General features: G+C 63.3%; 19 protein-coding genes. 7 read left to right on the top strand and 12 right to left on the bottom strand.

Translation table 11 applies throughout. The features are described from left to right. Positions 1-4 precede the first annotated feature (4 nt). Genes QJS31_RS07425 through QJS31_RS07415 form a run of 3 tightly spaced genes read right to left on the bottom strand, consistent with a single transcriptional unit; the run spans position 5 to position 5,342 of the window. Entirely contained in the window at positions 5-1,327 is a 1,323-nt protein-coding gene (locus tag QJS31_RS07425) for a restriction endonuclease subunit S (protein WP_306356370.1), read from the bottom strand. 8 nt (positions 1,328-1,335) lie between these two features. Beyond that, entirely contained in the window at positions 1,336-3,327 is a 1,992-nt protein-coding gene (locus tag QJS31_RS07420) for a class I SAM-dependent DNA methyltransferase (RefSeq protein WP_306356281.1), read from the bottom strand. Then, complete coding sequence (locus QJS31_RS07415) at positions 3,324-5,342, bottom strand: N-6 DNA methylase (protein WP_306356280.1); 2,019 nt, start codon at positions 5,340-5,342, stop codon at positions 3,324-3,326. Before QJS31_RS07415 ends, QJS31_RS07420 begins: the two co-directional genes overlap by 4 nt. A 615-nt stretch (positions 5,343-5,957) precedes the next feature. Here QJS31_RS07415 and QJS31_RS07410 point away from each other — a divergent pair. The 3 genes from QJS31_RS07410 to QJS31_RS07400 all read left to right on the top strand — a co-directional run bounded on the left by QJS31_RS07410 (position 5,958) and on the right by QJS31_RS07400 (position 7,487). Continuing rightward, complete coding sequence (locus tag QJS31_RS07410; RefSeq protein ID WP_306356279.1) at positions 5,958-6,287, top strand: hypothetical protein; 330 nt, start codon at positions 5,958-5,960, stop codon at positions 6,285-6,287. Between the two features lie 56 nt (positions 6,288-6,343). Next, positions 6,344-6,865: a hypothetical protein gene (locus QJS31_RS07405; RefSeq protein WP_306356278.1), complete on the top strand. Its 522-nt coding sequence runs from the start codon at positions 6,344-6,346 to the stop codon at positions 6,863-6,865. 121 nt (positions 6,866-6,986) lie between these two features. Further along, complete coding sequence (locus QJS31_RS07400) at positions 6,987-7,487, top strand: DNA sulfur modification protein DndB (protein ID WP_306356277.1); 501 nt, start codon at positions 6,987-6,989, stop codon at positions 7,485-7,487. Here the strand turns inward: QJS31_RS07400 and QJS31_RS07395 are convergent. Beyond that, a complete protein-coding gene (locus QJS31_RS07395; protein WP_306356276.1) occupies positions 7,427-8,569 on the bottom strand; it encodes an IS3 family transposase in 1,143 nt (380 codons plus the stop codon). The two genes, QJS31_RS07400 and QJS31_RS07395, sit on opposite strands and share 61 nt — an antisense overlap. 90 nt (positions 8,570-8,659) lie before the next feature. Between QJS31_RS07395 and QJS31_RS07390 the strand changes: the two genes are divergently transcribed. Next, positions 8,660-9,517: a DNA sulfur modification protein DndB gene (locus QJS31_RS07390; RefSeq protein ID WP_306356275.1), complete on the top strand. Its 858-nt coding sequence runs from the start codon at positions 8,660-8,662 to the stop codon at positions 9,515-9,517. 53 nt (positions 9,518-9,570) lie between these two features. Here QJS31_RS07390 and QJS31_RS07385 read toward each other — a convergent pair whose 3' ends face one another. Then, positions 9,571-9,780: a DUF397 domain-containing protein gene (locus QJS31_RS07385; RefSeq protein WP_306356274.1), complete on the bottom strand. Its 210-nt coding sequence runs from the start codon at positions 9,778-9,780 to the stop codon at positions 9,571-9,573. Continuing rightward, on the bottom strand, positions 9,777-10,667 hold the full coding sequence (locus tag QJS31_RS07380) for a helix-turn-helix transcriptional regulator (protein ID WP_306356273.1): 891 nt from the start codon (positions 10,665-10,667) through the stop codon (positions 9,777-9,779). Before QJS31_RS07380 ends, QJS31_RS07385 begins: the two co-directional genes overlap by 4 nt. A 43-nt stretch (positions 10,668-10,710) precedes the next feature. Here QJS31_RS07380 and QJS31_RS07375 point away from each other — a divergent pair, with 43 nt between their 5' ends. The 3 genes from QJS31_RS07375 (at position 10,711) to QJS31_RS07365 (ending at position 13,504) form a co-directional block, all read left to right on the top strand. Beyond that, positions 10,711-11,178 carry a hypothetical protein gene (locus QJS31_RS07375; protein WP_306356272.1) on the top strand — a complete coding sequence of 156 codons (468 nt, stop codon included), beginning with the start codon at positions 10,711-10,713 and terminating at the stop codon, positions 11,176-11,178. A 268-nt stretch (positions 11,179-11,446) separates the two neighbouring features. Beyond that, positions 11,447-11,686: a hypothetical protein gene (locus QJS31_RS07370; RefSeq protein WP_306356271.1), complete on the top strand. Its 240-nt coding sequence runs from the start codon at positions 11,447-11,449 to the stop codon at positions 11,684-11,686. A 108-nt stretch (positions 11,687-11,794) separates the two neighbouring features. Then, positions 11,795-13,504 carry a hypothetical protein gene (locus tag QJS31_RS07365; protein ID WP_306356270.1) on the top strand — a complete coding sequence of 570 codons (1,710 nt, stop codon included), beginning with the start codon at positions 11,795-11,797 and terminating at the stop codon, positions 13,502-13,504. A 9-nt stretch (positions 13,505-13,513) separates the two neighbouring features. Here QJS31_RS07365 and QJS31_RS07360 read toward each other — a convergent pair whose 3' ends face one another. From QJS31_RS07360 to QJS31_RS07335, 6 genes are all read right to left on the bottom strand, one after another. Then, the gene (locus QJS31_RS07360; protein ID WP_306356269.1) at positions 13,514-15,334 is read right to left on the bottom strand and encodes a serine/threonine-protein kinase; all 1,821 of its coding nucleotides are present in this window, start codon (positions 15,332-15,334) and stop codon (positions 13,514-13,516) included. 673 nt (positions 15,335-16,007) lie between these two features. Beyond that, the gene (locus tag QJS31_RS07355) at positions 16,008-16,724 is read right to left on the bottom strand and encodes a hypothetical protein (RefSeq protein WP_306356268.1); all 717 of its coding nucleotides are present in this window, start codon (positions 16,722-16,724) and stop codon (positions 16,008-16,010) included. Between the two features lie 113 nt (positions 16,725-16,837). Next, on the bottom strand, positions 16,838-18,283 hold the full coding sequence (locus QJS31_RS07350) for a hypothetical protein (protein WP_306356267.1): 1,446 nt from the start codon (positions 18,281-18,283) through the stop codon (positions 16,838-16,840). Further along, positions 18,280-18,642, bottom strand: a complete 363-nt coding sequence (locus QJS31_RS07345; RefSeq protein ID WP_306356266.1) for a WXG100 family type VII secretion target — start codon at positions 18,640-18,642, stop codon at positions 18,280-18,282. The genes QJS31_RS07350 and QJS31_RS07345 overlap by 4 nt, the downstream gene beginning before the upstream one ends. Before the next feature lie 310 nt (positions 18,643-18,952). Beyond that, positions 18,953-19,903 (bottom strand): hypothetical protein, encoded by a 951-nt coding sequence (locus QJS31_RS07340; RefSeq protein ID WP_306356265.1) that lies wholly within the window; start codon positions 19,901-19,903, stop codon positions 18,953-18,955. Between the two features lie 194 nt (positions 19,904-20,097). Beyond that, the gene (locus tag QJS31_RS07335; RefSeq protein WP_306356264.1) at positions 20,098-20,634 is read right to left on the bottom strand and encodes a hypothetical protein; all 537 of its coding nucleotides are present in this window, start codon (positions 20,632-20,634) and stop codon (positions 20,098-20,100) included. Positions 20,635-20,689 lie beyond the last annotated feature (55 nt).

Genomic DNA, 20,689 nt, shown 5'->3' with positions numbered 1-20,689 from the left:
GCGGTTATACCCCCTGGGTGGTGTTTCGGCCGCTGGCGGTTGTTACGTCGAATTGGCCGGTTACGGCGGCAGTGATGATAGCCTGGCGGCGTTCGGAGAGAAGCGTATGTTGCCGTTCGAGGACGCGTACAGCATTTCCAATCATCAACTGCGCGTTCGCCACTTGTGCGGCCAAAAACCGCTGCTTCTCGATGCAGGGCAGCGGGATTGGGAAGCCTAGAATCTTGCTACTGTTAGTCGATGCCAGGTTTGTCGTCTTCACGCCCGTGCTCTCGAAGTAGCAACGACCGTGTAGAGTCTGAGTCATCAGTGCCAGGAATTCGCCATCCAGCCGGTCACGTTCTGGACGTAGGGCGAATACATGGTTCTGGTGCAGACAGCCGTCAATCTCCCCATGCCAGACCGTACCTCGGCCTAGCTTGTCCAGATCGCCCCCTTCAGTCATGAGCACATCACCTTGCCGGAGCGCCGTGCGAGCGGCAACATCTCTCGAAACTGCAATCTCCGTGATTGAGCCGAGGTCAACGTAGCCAGCCTGAACATTCGCGACCCGGAGGTACGGCCTGGTCACCCAATCGGCCGAAGCCTGACGCTTCCCATCCACAGTAAGCCCGTTCTGGATTCTACAGACATAGCCAAGCCTAACCAGTGGACGGTCATCGGGCAGATCTGGCAACCACGGCCAGGGCCACCTTCCCCTCGACTCCGAGAGGATGCCCGGAACGAGCACTTCTGAAGTGATCGCGCGCGACCGCTCGGCCAAAGATTCGATTTGTCGACGCCGCAATTCAGCCAACCGATCGATGCGGGAGGTTTCGGCGTCGAGAAAGTCGGCGATGCGGCGCTGCTCGTCAAATGGCGGGCTCGGCAGACGAAACCGCTTGATGTCCCACTGGAACAAGTGCGGCACACCCATGCCTCCTTTAACTGCGCCAATCTCTCCCTGGATTAAATCGCTGGCGATTACGTATCGTAAGAACCGCGATTCAATACTGTGCGATCTAATGACCGCTATTGACCCATTCACTGTCGCAGGCCTCGGCAGGTCCCGAACGATATTCACAATGCCGAGAGTATTGCCATCCTTTGCTAGCAGAACGTCTCCGCGCCGCAACTTCAAATCCGGCGACTCGTGATATCGATACTCACTAATGAAGTTGACGTTTGCGAAATCGATGTCCCGCTTCTTAATATTCGGTGTCGCAAGGAATGCGAATCCCTCTCGCTGATACTCTGACGCCGTCAGAGCCTTCCAGCCAATTCGGGCGTTAACGGAGGCAACTCGATCCAACCGGGTCCACTGCCATGACGGCGGGAGAGCTTCCACGACAGGGTTCACTGCGTCACCTCCCCCAACAGCTCCTGAATCTCTGTCTCCAACGCCTTCAGCTCCGCGTCGATCTCCTCCAGCGGACGCGGCGGTGTGTACACATAGAAGTGCCGGGTGAAGGGGATCTCGTATCCGATCTTTGTTTTGCTGTGGTCGATCCAGGCGTCGGGGACGTGTGGGAGGACCTCGCGGGCGAGGTATTCGTTCACGTCCTCTTCGAGCGGAACGTTCTCGTAGTCGCGCAGTTCGGTGTCGGGTTCGGGGGCGCCCTTGACGAGCTGCACTTCGCCTTCGGGGTCGCGAACGCCGAGGGCGTCGCGGAAGGCTTTGGCGAAGGGAGTACCGGTGGGCCAGGGTTCACCGGCACCCGCTACCGCGTCCTTGAGCGCGGTAATGGCATCGGCCTTGGTATTCCAGGTCTTGCCGAGGAGATTGCGCAGTAGGTCCGCGAAGGCGGTCGGGTCGGTGTACAGCTTGCGGACCGGGGCCGATGCGGTGAGTTGGTCGAGGGCGTCCTCGGTGAGTTCGAAGCGCAGGCGCAGCGGGCGTTCGACCGTGATGCGCTGGTAGCCGAAATCGCTGTTGGCGAAGACCTTCACCTTGCCGTGCAGGGGGTGGTCGGGGTCGGCGGCGACGTCGAGGGCGTCGCGGTAGAGGCGGGTGATCTCTTCGATCTGGTTGTCACCGATGCGTTTGCGCTTGTCGCCCAGGGATTTCCGCATCTTCTCCCAATAGTCGCGGGCGTCCAGAAGCATCACCTTGCCCTCATGGTCGGGTGATTTGCGGTTGGTGAGGATCCAGAAGTAGGTAGAGATGCCGGTGTTGTAGAACAGCTGATCCGGCAGAGCGACAATGGCTTCGAGCCAGTCGTTTTCGATGATCCAGCGGCGGATATTGGATTCGCCGGATTCGGCGGCGCCGGTGAACAGTGGGGAACCGTTGAAGACGATGGCGATGCGGCTACCGCCGCCGTTCGGGCCAACGGGCTTCATCTTGGAGATCATGTGCTGGAGGAACAGCAGGGAGCCGTCGTTGATGCGAGGCAGGCCCGCGCCGAAACGGCCGGCGTCGCCGAGGGTTTTGTGCTCCCACTCGACGGCGTCCTTGACCTTCTTCCACTCCACACCGAAGGGCGGATTGGCCAGCAGGTAGTCGGCGCGCAGGTGCTTGTGGCCGTCGTCGCTGAAGGAGTTGCCGAAGACGATATTGTCGGGGTCCTGGTCCTTGATCATCAGGTCCGAGCGGCAGATGGCCCACGATTCGGGGTTCAGCTCCTGGCCGTAAACCTCCACGCGCGCCTGCGGATTCAATGCCTTGATGTGGTCTTCGGCCGCACTGAGCATGCCGCCGGTGCCGCATGCGGGGTCGAGCACCTTGCGGGTGACACCGGGGGTGCCGACCAGATCGATATCGGGTGCGATCAGCAGGTTCACCATGAGTTCGATGACCTCGCGCGGGGTGAAGTGCTCACCGGCGGTCTCATTGGACTGTTCCGCGAAACGCCGGATCAGTTCCTCGAACACGTAGCCCATATTGTGGTTGGATACCTCGGAGGGCCGCAGATCCAGATCGGCGAACTTCCCGATCACCTTATAAAGCAGCCCGGCCCCGTCGAGCCGTTTGATCTGCTGGGCGAACTCGTACTTCTCCAGCACCTCACGGGCGTTGTCGGAGAACCCACCGACATACCTGATCATGTTCTTCTCTACCTGCCCGGAGTCGGACAGGATGGACTTCAAGGTCAGCGGCGTACGGTTGTAGAAGCGGACACCGGATGCCTTCTTCAGGAACGGATCAAGATCCAGATCACTGTCCTCGCGTGCCTCCACCACCGCGAGCACCTTCTCCCGCGTCGGCTCCAGCACACACTCCAGCCTGCGGAGCACGGTGAACGGCAGAATCACCTTGCCGTAGTCGGACTGCTTGTAATCCCCGCGAAGCAGATCGGCGACCGACCATGCGTGGTTGGCCAGCTCGGTGTGCTTATTGGTGTTCACTTCCTACCTTTCCGAGAGGTGGATTCCGCGGTATCGGCGGAGTGTTGTTGTGGTTCAAGCGCTCCGACGGTGAGGCCGGCGGCCATGAGTTCGGTCAGTCTGCCCGCTGTGTCGTCGACGCGGCGGGCGGCGCTGCGTATTCGGTGTAGCTGTCGGAAGGCCGCGCCGTAGCGCTGCTGCTGGTCGAGGGGCAGCAACGGTATGCGCAGGCGGGTGGGGACGACGCGGATAGTTGTCGCACCCATCATCGCGGCCACGTTATCTGGACCCGCGGCGAATCCGGCGAGGAACCACGGGTCGACACGGGAGGGGTCGGGGCGCAGCAGGAACACGTTGGGGCCGAGGACGGCACCCGCGTCGGCGCGGCCCGCGACCCTGGCACCGAGCTGACCGTCGCGGTTGCCGCGAAGTTGTGGGATCACCACGTCACCGGCCTCGATCACCACCACCGAGCCAGACCAGTCCGCATCGACCACCGCCGACGGCGCGGCGCCGGTAACGAGATCACGACCGGTCAGCACCGGCCTACCCAGATCCGCATCGGCCACGGGTTCTTTTTCATCACGTGAACGGTAGCTGAGCAACCGCAACGCGCCACCCTTGTCGAGATCGGCGACCGTCGCTGTGCGCCAAGGCTTCTCCTCGGCTCCAGTCAGTTCCGGCAACTCGTCGAACGCACCGCTGAGGGCCGCGAGATCGCCCGCAAATTCAAGGACCGTGGTCTCGACCGCATCTACCGTCCGGTCGGCATCGACCACCGCACGGACATACCGCCCGGGCGTCAGGTCTACGTCCTCGTCGAGCACGTCCATCACACGCACCACAGCCGCAACGTCGGAGGTGGCGGCGGATTTGGTATCACCCCGATCGAATGCCCGCCACGATTCGACAGCGGTTTCTGACAACTCCCGCCATTCGCCCGCGTTGGCCGCGGCTGCATTGTGCCTGGTCGCGTCGATGAACAGCACCTCATCGGCGACACCGCCACCGGTGGGACCGCGCAGAACCCACAGTTGCAAGCCCAGCTGCCGCGGCGGCGCCGCACCCGCGGGCAACCCGACAACCGCACGGAGGGCACCCTGACGCAGCAACTCACCGCGGATCCGGCGGCCAGTCGCACGCGACGCGACGGCCGGAGGAAGCAACAGCACAGCTGTGCCGCCCGGCCGCAAGTGCGCCAGTGCGTGCTGCACCCAGGCCAGCTCGGATTCCCCACGCGATGGCACTCCGAACTTCCACCGCGGATCAAGGGACAGTTCGTCCGCCCCCCAGTCGCGCTGCTGGTACGGCGGATTGCACAGCACCGCATCCACTTCGAGCCCCGGAAACGCATCGTTCAGAAGACTGTCGCCAGCGGCGATCGCGGCCTCGGTGTCCGGAGCATGCACCGATAGCAGGAGGGCGGCTCGCTGCGCTTGCACAGGCAGCACGTCTTGACCGAAGCATGCATGGGCGCCGGCCCGGGCGGCTGCTACCAGCAAGCCGCCGCTCCCACATGCGGGATCCAGCACCCGGCCGAGGAGCGCGTCCCCTGTGGGACGGGCGAGCTCCGCCATGAGATCAGCGACCCCATCCGGGGTGAGATAGACGCCTGTCGTGGGGCTTTCTTCCAAACCGCGTTCGGCCAGGGCCTCCACTGCTGCCGCCATACCCACCTCCCTCACCGCGGCACGCATTGTCCTCAGGATCTCGGAGTCGGTTCTCCCACGCCTCGAAGTCCCATTGGACGTCGAGATCGCGGTGAGTTCGTCCAGGAGACTGGGAATCTGCTGCGGCGCCACCTGTGCGCGGAGCAGGGTGCGCAGTTCCCGCAATGGCGACTCCGCCGATTCCACGCCGTGCTCCCGCAACCAGTTCCGGACATCGCCCAGGTCGAAGACCGGCCGCGATTCGCTGCCGCCCACGGGAGGCGGGAAATCGGCGTGCCGCCTGCGCCAGTTGCTGACGGTCGCTCGGGTGACACCGGCCAGCCGGGAGATCTCGGCAGCGGTGACCAGCGGGGCACTGTCTGACATACGCCTCCTTTCTCGTCTGGACAGCTTCACCCATGGTGGCGTTAAAGTCAATCTCCAAAGTTCTGATTGACAATGTTTTCACTCTACGTCTACCGTTGCGTTGTATCAGCGGATGCCGACCCGGTTCTCCGCACTACACATCTCGATCAGGTTGTGTCACAGGAGGTTTGCCATGGGGCATCGCAGCGATCAGCGCACCGACCGTGAGCAAGGCCGGGGTACACGCCGCCGGCTCGCGGCCCGTGGTCACCGGCCCATTCGCCTCCGGCACGGCGACGATCTACGGGATCTGCCGCCGCTACCGCGTCGATCCCACTGCGAGTCGACCGGGAAGATCCGCTACTTCGACCCACAGACCGCGGAACTGGCGCTGGCCGGAATCGATCACCGCGATCCCCGACGACGTGAACAGCGCACCTACCACTGCTCTAGCTGCGGTGGCTGGCATCTGACGAGTCAGCCGCTCCGAAGTGAGCACTCCTCCACAACCGGCAACTTCAACCGGCTGCCATAGCCACTGGCATTGCCCCGACGGCAGGCTGCCCTACCTCACCGACCGTGTTCCCCGGATGGGTCGCGGTCCGATCACCCCTACGCACAAAGGACGCGATCCACATGATTCGTAGAACCCTCACCCTGATCATCGCCGCATCGGCGGCGGTACTGATCACCACCGGCACCGCGCACGCCGCCCCACGCACCTGGCTCAACGAGGGCACCCAGGTCGTCGGCGAGGACGTACTGGCCGGCCTCTACAGCACCACGGGCCCGGACTCCGACGACTTCGGCTACTGCTTCATCGAATGGCTCCCGTACAAGGGCGCCACCTCATCTGAACTCGTCGATATCCAGGCCTACGAAGGTCCCTCCTACGTACGGCTCGACGAAGGCGATGTCATCACCGTCGACGGCTGCACCTGGATCCACGAGTCCTACACCCCCTGACCGAGTTCCCGTCACCGTGCCCGGCTGATCTCGCCGGGCACCACTCAGGAGTCATCATGACCTACCAGCCCTATCCCACCGCCACACCGCCGCCAGCACCGGTCGGCAAGGGAAAGCTCGTCGCCCTTATCGCGGGCGGAGTACTCGGTGGATTGGTCCTACTCGGGGCGATTGGGGCCGCTGTCGGCGACGATAAACACAGCGCGGCCACCACGACCACCGCCACCGGAGCGGCCGCCACCCGGACCGCCCGCACGACTGCCCCGGCGTCAGCTGTCGTCTACGACGTCCCCGGCGTCGCCAACCTCGCTCCGGAGTTGACCGTCACCGAGAAGCAATGCTTCGGTTCCGCCGGTTGCATCTTCAGGTACGAACTCCGGATCACCTCGCTCGGACCGGTCAACTTCGACCCGGAAAAGTCCTATCGCGTGACGATCGCGATCGATGAAGGCACGAACTGGGAGCGTGTCCACTCGCTCGAGGTCAAGGGCGCCAAGGCCGATGTGGTCACCGGTCACGTCAGCAGCGATACCTACAGCACTCCCGTCGCGACGATCTACACCGTCACCGCACGCTGACCACATTCGGGGCGCACAGGCAGCGCGCCATAGCAATTCGTTCACCAACGACCGGGTCGGAGCAAGCCGGCCCGGTCACGCCAACGAATCTCCTCGAAAGCGAAAGACAAGGAATCGCACCATGATCGACAATCACATGGGACTCACAGAGCACGACGGACTCGACCGGGCCCTCGCCGCCGCGTCCGCCGATGCCGCCGCGGCCGGGGCGCGCGTCTTCCCCTGCACCGTCTTCCAGCAGGGCAAGCGCACCATGATCTCCACCTCGTTCCCCTACGCGTTCCTGGCCCGGCAGGTGGTCTCCGAATCCGCCGAGAAGGGCGGTGACCCCGCGAACACCACGAACCGGCCGCTCATGGCCGACCACGTGAAGAACATCAACACCTATGTCCGGGAGAACCGCGACAACTACATCCTGCCGCCCGTCACGCTCAACGCGCGCCAACTGCCGGCACTGCACGTGCCCCGGGGCAACTTCAAGAACCGCCTCGGGTTGAATCTCCCCGGGTTCCGTGCGCACCGTGGTCTGCCCTGGGTTTCTCGGAGCCGGGTTGCTGGACTTCATGCCACGATGGTTGTGTTCTCGAATTCTATCGGGGCTAGCATGCCGAGGCTGCTGTGACGACGTTGTCGGTTGTGGAAGATTTCGAGGTACTCGAAGATCGCGTTGGCCAACTCGACGCGGGTGTTCCAACGGCGACGGTCCAGGAGTTCGACCTGCATCCGCGACCAGAACGATTCCATCATCGCGTTGTCGTAGCAGTCACCGACACTGCCCATCGACGGAACGAGCCCAGAGTCCTTGGCGCGCTGAGTGAATGCCCATGACCCGAACTGCGTGCCCTGGTCGGAATGAATGATCGTCCCGACGCTAGGGCGGCGAGTGTCGATGGCCATCCCGAGCGCGTTGGTCACCAGGGCGGCGTTCGGCGTGGAATCGATCGACCACCCCACCACCCGCCGGGAGTAGACGTCCAGCACCACCGCGCAGTAGACCTTTCCTTCGCGGGTGTGATGTTCAGTAATGTCGGTGAGCCACTTGCGATTTGGCGCTTCAGCGGTGAAATTTCGGTTGATCCGGTCGCTGGCGATCTGATCGGGCTTGGCATGCTTCCACTTCGGCCGACCGATCGCGCCCACGATCCCGGCGCGACGCATGAGCAACTCGACTGCCCCGTGTCCGACCACGATGCCGCGGCCCAGTCGGAGTTCGGCGTGTACCCGGCGGCTGCCGTAGGCACCGCGAGAACGCTGATGGATCTCGGCGATCAGCTCGGTCAACCAGGCATGACGGACCTCCCGCTGCGACGGCGGGCGGGAACGCCAGTCGTAGAAGCCGGATTCGGAGACTCCGAGTACCCGACAGGCGATCTGGATCGACAGTCCTTCCTCAGCCATCGCCGCGATCGCGGCGTAGGTGGCTTTTGGGCGCACCGCCCCCTTCAACAACTCCGTCGCCCGGCGGTGCACCGCCAACTCGGCTTCCAGTTGCGCGATACGTTGTTTCGCCGCTATCAGCTCGGCTTTCTCCGCGCTGGTCAGGCCCGCTTCCAGGCCGCGGTCGATGCGGTCCTGGCGACGCCAGGTGTAGATCGTTTGATCGCTGATGTCCAAGTCCCGGGCGATGTCGGCGACCTTGCGGCCGGCCTCGACCAGATCAAGCACCTTCCGCCGGAACTCCGGTGGATACCCGCGCCGTCCCATACCACTCCTCCTCATCAGGGTGGCACAAGAATCCAACATCCCGCCTCCGAAAAACCCGGGATAGACCAGAACACGGGGCGATTCAGGTTCATGGTGATCGGCGACAATGTGCGGTTCTACGTCACCGATGGGCAGCATCGCATCACCGCGATCAAGGGGCACGGCACCGGGCGGGCGGCGACCCCCGGGCTGATGGACCTGGAGGCCGGTTTCGAGGACGACAGCCTCGCGGTGCTCATCGTCGTCGAGGACGACCTCAAACGCATCCACCAGGACTTCGCGGATGCCGCGCAGACCAAGCAGATTCCGGCGAGCCTGCTCGCGGTGTACAACACGCGCGAACCGATCAATGGCGTGCTCGCCGACCTCGTGGAGAGGACACACCTGTTCCGGGGACGTGTCGACGCCACCTCGACCAAGCTGCCCAAAGCCTCGCAGGCGGTGTTCCTGCTCAATCAGGTGCGCCAGTTCGTCAAGGAACTGCTGTTCAACGACCATGCGCTCAACGAGGACTCGGTCTCCAAGCAGAGCACGCTGCTGATTGGCGATCCGGCTGCCCGCAACGAGTTCGTCGCCGACGCGGTCACGCTCATCGAAACGATGTCGGAACATATGGACCCGTGGCGGGAAATCTGCGAACTGCCCACCACCGGTGGACCCGCCAACCAGGTGGCCGACTTCCGGCAGAAGTACATCAACCTGACCGCGACGGGGCTCATCGTGATCGGCCGCGTGGCCTACGAGGTCCGCAAGAGCCCGGACCTCGACTGGCGGCTCGAGCAGTACAAGCGGCTCGCCACCGAAATCGATTGGCGGCGCACAGCTTCGATCTGGCGGAACAACATCGTGTCCAGCGACGGGAAGGTCTCCACCCAGCGTGGCCCGGTCCGGGAGGCCGCGAACCGGGTCATGGACGAACTCGGGCTGCAACTGGAAGTCAGCCTGTAGGCCCGCCCTCAGCGGAGGCCTTCCCTATGGGAGTGCCTCCGCTGGCCAGAGCCTCACGCGGGCAGATCGAACGCACCCGACCGGACGGCCGCGGTGAAGTCGTCCCACTCGAGACCGCCGAATACCAGCACCGCACCGGCTGCGTCCTTGCTGTCCCGAACCCCGACCTCACCCCCCGGAAGGTGCGCGGCCTCGACACAGTCACCCTGCGGCTGGCTGTGGCTGCTCTTGAACCACCGCACTGCGGATGGGGTCTCACTCACGCCGAGTACTCCTTCGCGAAATCTAGAACCATGTGTCTGGTATCTCCCTCATCCAACGCCACCTCGGCGATGTCCGCCACCGCCGTGCGGTACTTCTCGATCATCTCGTCGTCCTCGAAGAACAGCGCGCCGGTGAAGACTTCGACGAAGGCGACCGGCGGCTCCTGTAATCCGCTGTGCCGCAGTGCGGGGAACTCGAACAGGGTGAACTGTCCGACCACCAGGCCGATGTAGCCGTCGGCGGCACGCGGCACGACCCGGATGGTCACGTTCGGCGACTGCCCGATATCGGCCAGGTGCCTGAGCTGTTCGACCATCACCGCCGGACCGCCTACCCGGTGCCGCAGTACCGCTTCGGACAGAAACACATTCATCTCGAAATCGCGGTCGTCCAGGAGACGCATCCGTCTCCGAATACCGAGTTCGATCTCCCGCTCGACGTCGAGGGCGGAACGCCCCGGCTCCTTCACCAGGATCATCGACCTGCGGTAGCCGGGAGTCTGGAGCAGGCCGGGCAGCAGGGTCATCTGAAAGGTGGTCAACCGGGTACAGGCTTCTTCCAGATTCATGTAGTGGTCGAAATGGCTACTCGTCACATCCTTGTACGCACGCCACCACCCGCCCCGCGGGTCGCCCTTGGCCGCCTTCACCTCCTCGAACAGCGTCAGCGCCTGATCGGCCAATTCTCGCTCTGCCCCATAGCATCTCAGCAGCTCCTTCACCTGCACGCCGCTGACCTTGACCGGTATCCCGTCCTCCATTCTGCCGATGACCTGTGGGGAGACATCAATGATCAATCCTGCGGCCAACTGAGTCTTCCCGGCCTGTATCCGCAGTTGGTGCAATATCCGGCCCAACGCTCTCCGGGGGATGGTGGAACCCGCCATATCGTTAGCCTCGCTATCCGGGTCACTCCGTTCTGGCGGCACCGTGCTGGCTGCCGAACGAGATACGGATCAACTTCGATGCGGAGCTTCCAGAATAGCCCGGGCGGGTGTCTACTCGAGGGTGTTCAACAACCGGAAACCGCAGGCCCGGAGGCAAATCCACCCCGGTCTCAGCGGCCGATCCCTCGGGCTTGCTCAGCCGGTGGACCACACCTTCGACGACACCGAAAGCGGGAATTCGATCATGACGGCCGACCCACTTCCCACCTGGGTGACAATCGGCGCGCACGTAGTCGAGCTGTCCGAGACCCGTGGCATCGTGCTGTCCCGCACCAGAATCAAGTCCATTACCGACACGACTATCGAACTCCGTTGCGGCACACGGTACCTGCTGCGCACGATGCAATCCGCCGACCGCCCGGAAGAGGTGGTCTTCAGCCGCCCGAACTCCTTCATCCCGGGAATCAGAACCCGCCTGGCCTCCCCCGACCACCCCGAAGCGCGGCACTGACCACGGTGGTCCACCACCCGCACCATCGAAAGGCCGAACCCCATGGAATACGTCTCCCCCAGGGCACTGGCCTTGGCCGGATGCGACTACGACGGCGCGATGAACCATCTCGAAGCGGTCGAGGCGCGCGCTGCACCGCGCCTGCCCTCCCGACGAATGCCGCACCCTGCGCGCGGCGCAGAGCATTCTCCGTGCTCCTACCGAACCTCGGTGAGGCGGCCCGAACAATGGAGACCACCCACGATCCCGAATCAGAAAGAAGTACACCATGATCGCGTACTGGCTGCCGTTCCTGATCGGTGCGACCACCGGCGGCATCGTGAGCTGGCTCGCACCCACGCTCACAACGCGCCTCTCGCCCCGTCCGGTCGAGAACCGGACCGTCGCCGCGATCATCGCCCGCCTGGAGCGCGAGCGCCGCGCCGAGGGTGGGGCGCGCTCGATGGGGTCAACCGCTGTCTCCGCGCGAACACACCCGAGACACGCACGCTTGGCCACCGCCCGCTGACCGCGCCCGGATCGGCTCGCGCCAGAACTTGACGGCTGCCGCCATCCCGGGCGCGAGAGCCAGAAGCTACGATCGGTGCCGCATGCAGTTCCTAGAGGGGGTTCTTCAGTGGTGGGCGTTGATCCGGCCGGTTGGCTGGCTGTGGATTTCGGCAGGTCCTACATCGCAGCGGCACTGGCCGACGACTACGGGCAGCCCCACGTGCTGCCCTTGTCCAGTACCGGGAATTCGATGCCCGCAGCGGTTTTCGTAAAATCGCCGGCCCGAATCGAGGTTGGTGACGTGGCCGTCCAGCGCGGCACGAACGATGGGGTCGGATTCATCGCGGAACCAAGAAGCTGGATCGACGTGGGACACACCACCTTTCAGATCGGTGCGGGAGTGATACCGGCGCCCGCCATCTTCGCCGCCATCCTCGCGGCGGTGGTCGAGCGGGCGCAGTCTGTGCACGCGGGCCGGTGGCCGACCGGGGTCGTTCTGATTCACCCGCGGTCATGGTCCGCCCAGCAGGTCGGAATACTGATCGAGGCTGCGGTCAGGGTCGGTTTTCCGCAGGAACGCATCCGTGCCGTGCCCGAACCGCTAACCGGCGACCAGGAGCGACAACCCGTCGTCCTGGCGGCAATACGAGGTCTGGCGAGTGGCTCGTTCGACGCGCGGACCGATCTCTCGGACGCACCGTTCCAGCGCGGTCCTGCCGTGGATCCCGGTGTGGTTCGAACGCAGTCCGCGCAGACGCGGTGGCGTCTCGGTTCTCGTGGCCGTGGGCTGCTCTTCGCCGGTTTGGCGGCGGCGGTGGCCGTAGCGGTTGTCGTGTTCGCCGGGGGCTTCACCTACTGGACAGGCGACACCGATGCAGCGTTCGAGACTATCGCGCTCGGGCAATCCATGGACCGCACCTACGTCGCGGTCCACCCCGAGACCGGCCTGGTCTACGCCACCGACGAGAGTGACCGGACCGTATCGGTCGTCGATCCCGCAGGCAGCAATGTCACCGCGACGATCCAGCTTTCCGACAATCTGGAAGGCCTCGCGATCGACCCCGAACTGAACCAGGTCTACGTCGTGGGGCGCGGAGGCACCACTACCGACAGCTCCGAGGTCGGTACCCTGTCCATCATCGACACCACGACCAACCAGGTCACCGCGACGATCCCCACAGGAAAGGAATCTTGGGGCGTTGCCGTGGACCCGGTAACGCATAACGTCTATGTCACCAACGTGAACGGATTCGATGACCAGAGTGCGCCCAATGGGCGCAGCACGCTGTCGGTGATCGATCCGTACTCGGCCGAGGTGAAAGCAACTATCCCCGTCGGGCGCAACGCGATGGACGTCAGTATCGACCCCGATACCCGCAGCGCCTATGTCGTTGGCAGCTACTACGAATCGCATCCGGGGCAAGCGACGAAGGGGCTCGTAGCGGTCGACCTCGAGACGAACCGAGTGCGCGGTGCCATCGCCGGACCCGATGGCACCCATCTGGTCCATATCGCCGTCGACCCGCAGACCGGTACCGGCTACGCGACCGGCCGCGACAAGATCGCGGTGTTCGACTTGGCGAACAACACGATGGCGACGGTTCTGGACAACTCCGGACATGGAGGAATCGTCGTCGATTCGGCATCCCATACCGCCTATGCGGTCAGCGAGGACGGGCCGGTACTGGATTCGATCGTCGTCATCGACACACAGGCGCGCGTCGTGACCACCACGATCGAGCGAGTGGGTGAGACGCCGGACGGGCTGGCCTTCGATCCGAAGACTCGAACGCTGTACGCCAAGGGTTGGGGGCAGCTCACGGTGATTCCACGCTGAGCGACCCCGTCAACCGGTCATCGCGCGAACCGTTGACCGAACGTGGCAACTCAGGACCGCGGTGATCGAAAGCACTAGTGCGACAACACCGACCGCGGTAATCAGAGGCATGCCGTGGTACGGCAACGGCTTGCTGATCAGAGCAACCTCAGGTTCGGGGAGAAACACCTGAACCGAGGCCATGAGCATCATGCACACACCACCCGCGGTGACGAGGAATCGTCCGGCGGCCAACCGGGCGAACAGTAGGATGACGCCCACGAGCAGCAGTAGCACGGTACCCGCGGCCAGAATCAACCACACACGGTGATTGAAGGCGGAGTTCTGTCTGTACCACTCCAAGGTGTCCGAGATCCGCCATGTGGCCGCTGCGGCAATGACCGCGCACAGCAGAGACGATATCGCCGCGGTGATAACGCCCGGCCCGAACGCGGCGCGGTTGTGGGATCGGTGGGGATCCCGCGGGAGCGCCGCCGAGGGCAATAGCGCGCATATCGCCGCGACGATCGAAAAGATCAGTCCGACAACGCACACCGCCCTCTCGATCGTCAGGTCGAATGCCGTGAAGGCTCGGTCGTCGGCCGTCAGCGCCAGCAATACGCCGATCGCGTAGCTCACGCTTCCGGACAGCACAAGGGGACGTCCGGCGGGCTTCTGCGCGAGCAGCAGGCCCGCACCTCCGAACAGGAGCAACGCGATGAGCGTCGCGGCAAGGGTACCCACACCGAAGTAGGCCAGTGGGTACTTGTCGCTGTCGTAGCCCGAGAGTTGGCTGATCTCGGATTTCATGCCGGAGTAGATGACCCACAGTCGCAGCGCACCCGCGGCGGCAACGGTGGCCGCGACTGCCGCGAAAGCAGCGGCAGCCACAGCGGCCGGGCGTGAGCCGGAGTGCGGGTACGGCGGAGGCGCGGGGAATCCCGGCATAACCTGGTTCCGCCCAAAACCCGGCGCAGCCTGCGGGCTGGGGGGTGTGGGTAGCACCGGTGCTTGCCCGGCAAGCGCTGCGGCCGCAGCCGCGACGAACTCCGAGCAGTTGGCGAACCGTCCGTCCGGGTGCTTGGCGGCGGCACGCGCCAACACGTCATCGAGCATCGGCGGCACATCCGCTCGGAAACCGCTGAGCCGCGGGAACGGCTTGCTGAGATGCGCGGCGACAACCTGTCCCGCATTCGTCGATGCGAAGGGCGGCTGTCCGGCCAACAGCGTGAAAAACGTGCAGGCCAGCGAGTACTGGTCCGATCTCGAATCAACTCGTTCCGCGGACAGCTGCTCGGGAGAGGCGAACGCCAAGGTCGCGGTGACCAGTCCCGTAGAGGTGAGCTGGGTGTTCGCGTCGGCCAGGCGGGCAATGCCGAAATCGGTGAGGATCGCACGTTCCTCCCGGCCAGTGTGAGCGGCGGAAAGCAGGATATTGGCCGGCTTCACATCGCGATGCAGGACGCCTTGGCTGTGTGCGTAATCCAGGGCGGATGCCGTGTCGGTGACGATGCGCAAGGCCCGCTCCACGGTCATCTCGCGCGGATCGACGCGGGAGGCGTCGACGCCTTCGATGTATTGCATAGCGATCCACAGGTGACCGTCGTCCATTCCGCGGTCGTGAATGCCGACGATGCAGGGGTGGTCCAAACGTGCAATAGCTGTGGCCTCACGGTCGAATCGCTGTCGCAACTCCGGATCCGTGGAAACTTCGGCGGCAAGGAGTTTCAGTGCTACCCGACGAGGCAAACGGGGATGTCGGGCAAGATAGACGCTGCCCATTCCGCCCTTGCCGAGAAGACCGTCGAGAGTGAATTCGGCGAAGGCTTGACCCACGCTGACCTGAACCACTGTCCCCCCATGCTGGTCGATATCGGTAGTGCCGGAACAGCATAGACGATGTGCAGCCATCTTCTACGATGTGGAAGCCACGCTTCGTCAAGGGTTCACGGACGGCCTCAACGAGCGCCGAGACTGACGCTGCTGATCTCGCCGCATAACTCATCGGACTAGCCCCGCCTAGTTGGTGATGCTCAACATCGAGACGGACTAAATGCTCTCTCTTGCCTCGGTCATCTTCTGGTAGGCATGGGTCGCGGGTGTGGTCGCGCTGCCGAACGAAGTCGTCAACCCCACCCGATGATGGAGGCTCAGTAATGATGCCCGCTACGACAGCAATTGCTGCGGTAGCCCCAGTTCAGCAGTCAGGCTTATACAGGGAGTAGCTTATTATCGGCCGATAGTCGTCCTCAATCAGCCACTCCTGTTGACGCTGCGTCTTCTCTTGTTCAGCTGCGTCAACTCTATGTTCGGCAGACTCTGGTACTGATGCTGCTTCACTAGAACTGCGTGCAGCATCGGCCATGATGGCGAGATACTCGGGAGGAAAGTCGGCATAAGGGTCCGGACTTGGTTTAGGCGAACTCACAGCGGAAGGGCTTTCTCGCTACCGATTTACCAGCATCGTCGTCTCGGCTGTTTTTAGCTAATCGCAACTCGACTCCTTGTCGCGTTGTCCGGGTTCTTACGAGCCTCGGACGATCCAGTCGTCTTGATCAATCAACCGATAATCTCGAATGCGATCAACGGCTCGGTGGTCGGCAAGTTCTTCACGCAGTTCTGGATGCTTGTGGTAGAAGCGAATCAACCAGTAGGTCGCAGCGGCACCGATTGATGGAATATGAGCATTTATCACGCGGTATTCCGATTTCGAGTTACCCGCCATTTTCAATATGACTTCATAGGGCTTACTTCTGCGCCCTTTTTCGATTCCGGAACTAACTTCTTCTATTGATCTCCATTCTACGGAGCCCATTCCAGACGATGGCCTCGGGTAGGAGAGGCTGGATGGGCTCAATGTCAGGTCCATCGCCTTCTTTTTTCGAAGCTGCGAGCCTTCGTACAATGCCCACAACACCGTGAAAATCGCCCCGAACGGGAAGAATATGCGCTGCCCATCGGTGAGCGGTATGTTGAGATCGCCGGACCATGCCCCATAGGTGAATATCACGCCTGCGGGTATCAAGAACAGAATCATCCCGATCCGCGAGCTCTTGATGTACGGCGCAGGATCTACGACGGTAGCTTCGTCACAAAGTCGAATAGATGCTTCATCAACGCGCGCCCGACCGGTGTTGCGAACCATGGCCAGGCCAAACACCGCCATGCAGCTGAAAGCAGCCCCTGCCGTTACCAGGAACGCAACCTTGAGTACGTCGGCTCGAGCGATCGCAACAGGCAAGTTCCCAATGAGGAAAAGAGCGAATCCTGAAACGAGTATTACACCCGCCCAACGCATCCAGCGTGATCGATGCCATTGAGGAGGGAGGGGATAGCGAGAGAATCCCGATCGCGTCACTGACATACCATCTCTCCGATTTCTTTCCCAAGCCATCCAGCCAGCCAAGTACCGCCCATAGCTATGGGAACCGTGGCGACCGCGCCGATTCCTGTGCTCGTAGCCAATCCACCGGCAACTACGCCACCTGCTGTGCCCGCCGTTCCGGAAATGCCAGCGATGCATTTCTGGGTCGCGGTCTCTGCGTTCCATACGTCCCATGCGGTGACGGCGAGGCTCAGGCCCGGGCCGCCATATTTCGCTCCGATGCCGACGGATTTGATCTGGGCGTCGCTGATGCCCGGAATGCTCGCACCAGTCTTGCCGGCGTAGTTCTCCAGTCCCGAGATCGCCCCGCCAACCGAGGTCAGGACGGGGTGGGTGAGGTCCGCGGTAGTGGGCATGTTGAGCGATCTGTCGATGATCGGCTCGGGTATCGGCGTGGTTGTTCCGGTCGTGAGGTCGGTGACCGTTCCGCCTCGCCGACCGTCGGCGTCCTGCCACAGCACGGTGCGCGACTGGTCGGTGATCACCGATTCCGTTGTCTTGTAGCCGGATGTCGGATCGGTTTTGGTGCTGGTCGTCGCGACGACTTTCCCGGAGGGGTCGTACACGGTCTCCACCTGATACGACCAGCCGGTCGGCGGAGAGCCGAGGGGAAGACCGTCCGAGCCCATCGGCAAGCCGAGTTCGTTGTAGGAGTATCGCTCAGGCGAGTAGCCGCTGGTGTCCTCGATGCTACCGATCGAGACGACTACATGTTTGCTGCCGTCCTGCATGGTGATCGTCGTCTTGGTGTTCCCGTACCACTCCTGCTCCTGGGTATCCCGGACTGTGGTCGCGGCGTCCTGCTTCTGGATCTGCTCCTGACGGGCGAGCCCGTCTTCGGTGTTGGGGACAGGCACACCGCTGTCGGGCTTGGGCACGAGCTGGGCGATTGATAGAGGAATGCTGGTGTACTTGGAGGCGACCGTGAAGACGCGGTGTACCAGATCCTTGTCGGCGGCATCGAATTCGACGAGCAGAGGATTGATCACGTTGGTTTGCATCGCCTTCTGGGCATTCTGCAATGCCTTGTAGCGCTCGTCGTCCATCGGCTCCGGCTTGAGCAGGACGACCCATAAGTCGTTGACGAACAGCGGCCCCGACTCGATCATCGAGACAGCGTTGTCGAGCCGAGTTTTCAATGAGGAAAAGGTCTGGCCAGCGTTGGCTTGCACGGCAGCCATCGCCAACGCGACGTCGTTGAAGAAGCGGCCCTGCCGGGACGCCCGGGTGAACATAGTTGTCGCGGCATCGTGTGCTTTGCCCTCCCACCCACGCATCTCGGGCAGGTTCTCACAATTGCGCTGTAAGTCATGGGTCGCCACTTCGAGGGTGTTGCCGCTACTGTTGGTGGTCGTGGCGGCAGCCTGGAGGCCAGCGATATCCCAGGTAGCGAAGGTCGTGCGAGTCGGAATCACCGCTCGGGCTCCCCAATGATCTCGATATTGTCGCCCAGGGGCCCATACAGCGACCCGCCCGAACTCGGGTCATCGACCATCAGACCCTCGAACGTGGCGGCGAGGTCTTCGTCCATCACTTCGTAGGTACCGGCAGCACCCCGCACCGCGTCGCCCATGGCCGACACCTGACCTGCAAACTGGTCGAGCGGCTGCCGCAACCAATCGCCAGCCAGACTCGCAGCCCACTGCGCCTCCGAACCAGGCATCCCGTCGAAGGCGCTCTTCACTTTGCCCGCCAAATCCGCCCCTGTGATCGTTTGCGACGCACCCTCGACCTGCCCCGCGAACGTCCGCAAGATCGCTGGATCGACCAGCACGATACCTACCCCCTGTCAAGCCAACTCAATTGACCAGGCACGCTACCAGATCCGCAGCTGCCGAGCGCGTCCATGGCAACCGATCTGACCTCGCCAAGACGAGCGCCAGGCGTCGCCGACGGTATCCATCTCCTAGGCAATCCCAGGGCGGTTGACCGGGCGCCGCGCTACCGACACGTCGAACCAATCGCAGCGGAATTGCCCCCCTCAAAGTTAGCGAGTTCAAGCTGACAGCCGACCGTCAGCCTGCGGCGACGCCCCGGTTCCACTCCTACTGGGAGACGGCACGACCGATGTCGCGTCGATGACGTCACCAGGGAGAATCCAGACCCCGTGCGCTTCGGAATCGGAGAGGGGACCAGCCAGCGGAGCCGTCGCGGGAGCTATCGTCCCGCAAGATCTTCGGCGGGCGGAAGTCCGCTCGGCGCATCCGGTCGATCGCCACATCCGACGTGAGTTCACTGCGAAGCTCCGGATACCTCGAGTAGAACCGAACCACACGCAAGAGCAGAGGCGGATCAATCTTGAGATGCCATGCGAGAACGGTGATCGACATCTCCAGCTCATCACGGCCGAATCCTCCGCCCTCCACATCCACATTCACCCAGGGACGTGGAGTAATCCGCACCGCATGAACATTGGCATACATGACCGGTGAGATGCGGTCGATATCGTCCCAGGCGATGGCCGAGATCGACCTTCCTGCCGCCTTGACCACACCTTTCTCAGTAAGGGCGAAGAAGTGCTTGTGACGGCCGAAAACCATGGATGCCAACACGCCGACAATCGCGACTAGAACGATCACGACCACCACGATCCCGCCGGCGTTCAAGCCCAGCAGGACAGGATCGTCGGTAGTGGAATAGTCGCCGAAGGCGATGGCCCCCCGCAGCACCAGGAATCCCGCACCCAGCAGCAACCAGACGGCCATCACTGGACGCCACGAGGCCCGAACATCGATACGGAGGCCTCGAACGTGATCACCGACAGCAGTCACAGACAGGCGTGGCAGCTTATCGCGTCTGATACGGGCAGCAGGAATCAGTGACGCCGCCATGGTCAATGCGGTCAGCCCGCCGACCACACCGAGCACGCCGTTCAGCTGATCGCCACGCCCGAGGAAGTCACTGGCGAACGGACCGATCAGAACGATGCCGGCCAAGCCGAACGCTGCGATAACAAGGATGAGTTGACCGGGTGGCCTGGCCGGACCCCATTCTCGTGGCCATGCCAATTGTTTGCGGTTGTCCGCCCGTGACACTGTGATCCATCCTTCCACCCGCTACTGAGCGGCGGTTCCACGACGTAGGATCCACCCAATCTGGGGACGAGACCATCTATCGTGGCACTGACGCCCATGCAAACCGTGGCCGGAGAACGCCGCACCGGCAAGCGCTCCGAGTTTCGCACCAGCCCGGCCACCGAGACCACTCGAGCAAGCATGCGTCCACTCGCTCACGAGCAACTGTCGAGTGCCGCGTCGCGGGCCGCGCGATAGCGGTCGTCGGCGGCGATGAATATCTCGGGCGAGGTCGAGCCGACGGCCAGCTTGTTCAGCTCGGACGCGAAATCTTTTGCGGCACTGGCGTATTCGGACATGGCCGCGTTGAGGGTCGCGGGAATCGAGGGGTTGTCGCGTAGTGCGTCGGTGACCGTGGTGGCGGCGGAGGACAGTGCGGTCGCGGCGTCGCGAGCCTTGGTTCGGGCGGCCTCGCGGTCCTGCTGGGCCTCCAGCTCGCGGCTGAAGGCGCTGAGCTTGAACTTGACGTCGACCGCGGACCTGAAGAAGCCCCCGCAGACGGTGACCTTGGCGGTGTGCGCTCGGGCGGACGTCGCCGCAGCGGCGGAGCTTGATACCGAGGAGACGTAAGCGGCGCGGTCGGTCTCATTGGCCACTGCCTCGCCGTCGATGGTGCGGGCGCAACCGGCCGCGATCAGGCCGACCGCGACCGCAGTCAGGGCCAAGCCCTGCCCGAGAACACGCACGTTCATCAAACACTCCCCCTCGTCGTCGACAAGCCGATCAACCCTACGGCAGAAGCAGGCA

Origin of the sequence: Nocardia sp. CC213A (genome assembly GCF_030766805.1) — a bacterium.
GTDB lineage: Bacteria > Actinomycetota > Actinomycetes > Mycobacteriales > Mycobacteriaceae > Nocardia > Nocardia otitidiscaviarum.
The sequence above is the reverse complement of the archived record's forward strand: the minus strand, read 5'-3'. Positions and strand labels throughout refer to the sequence as shown.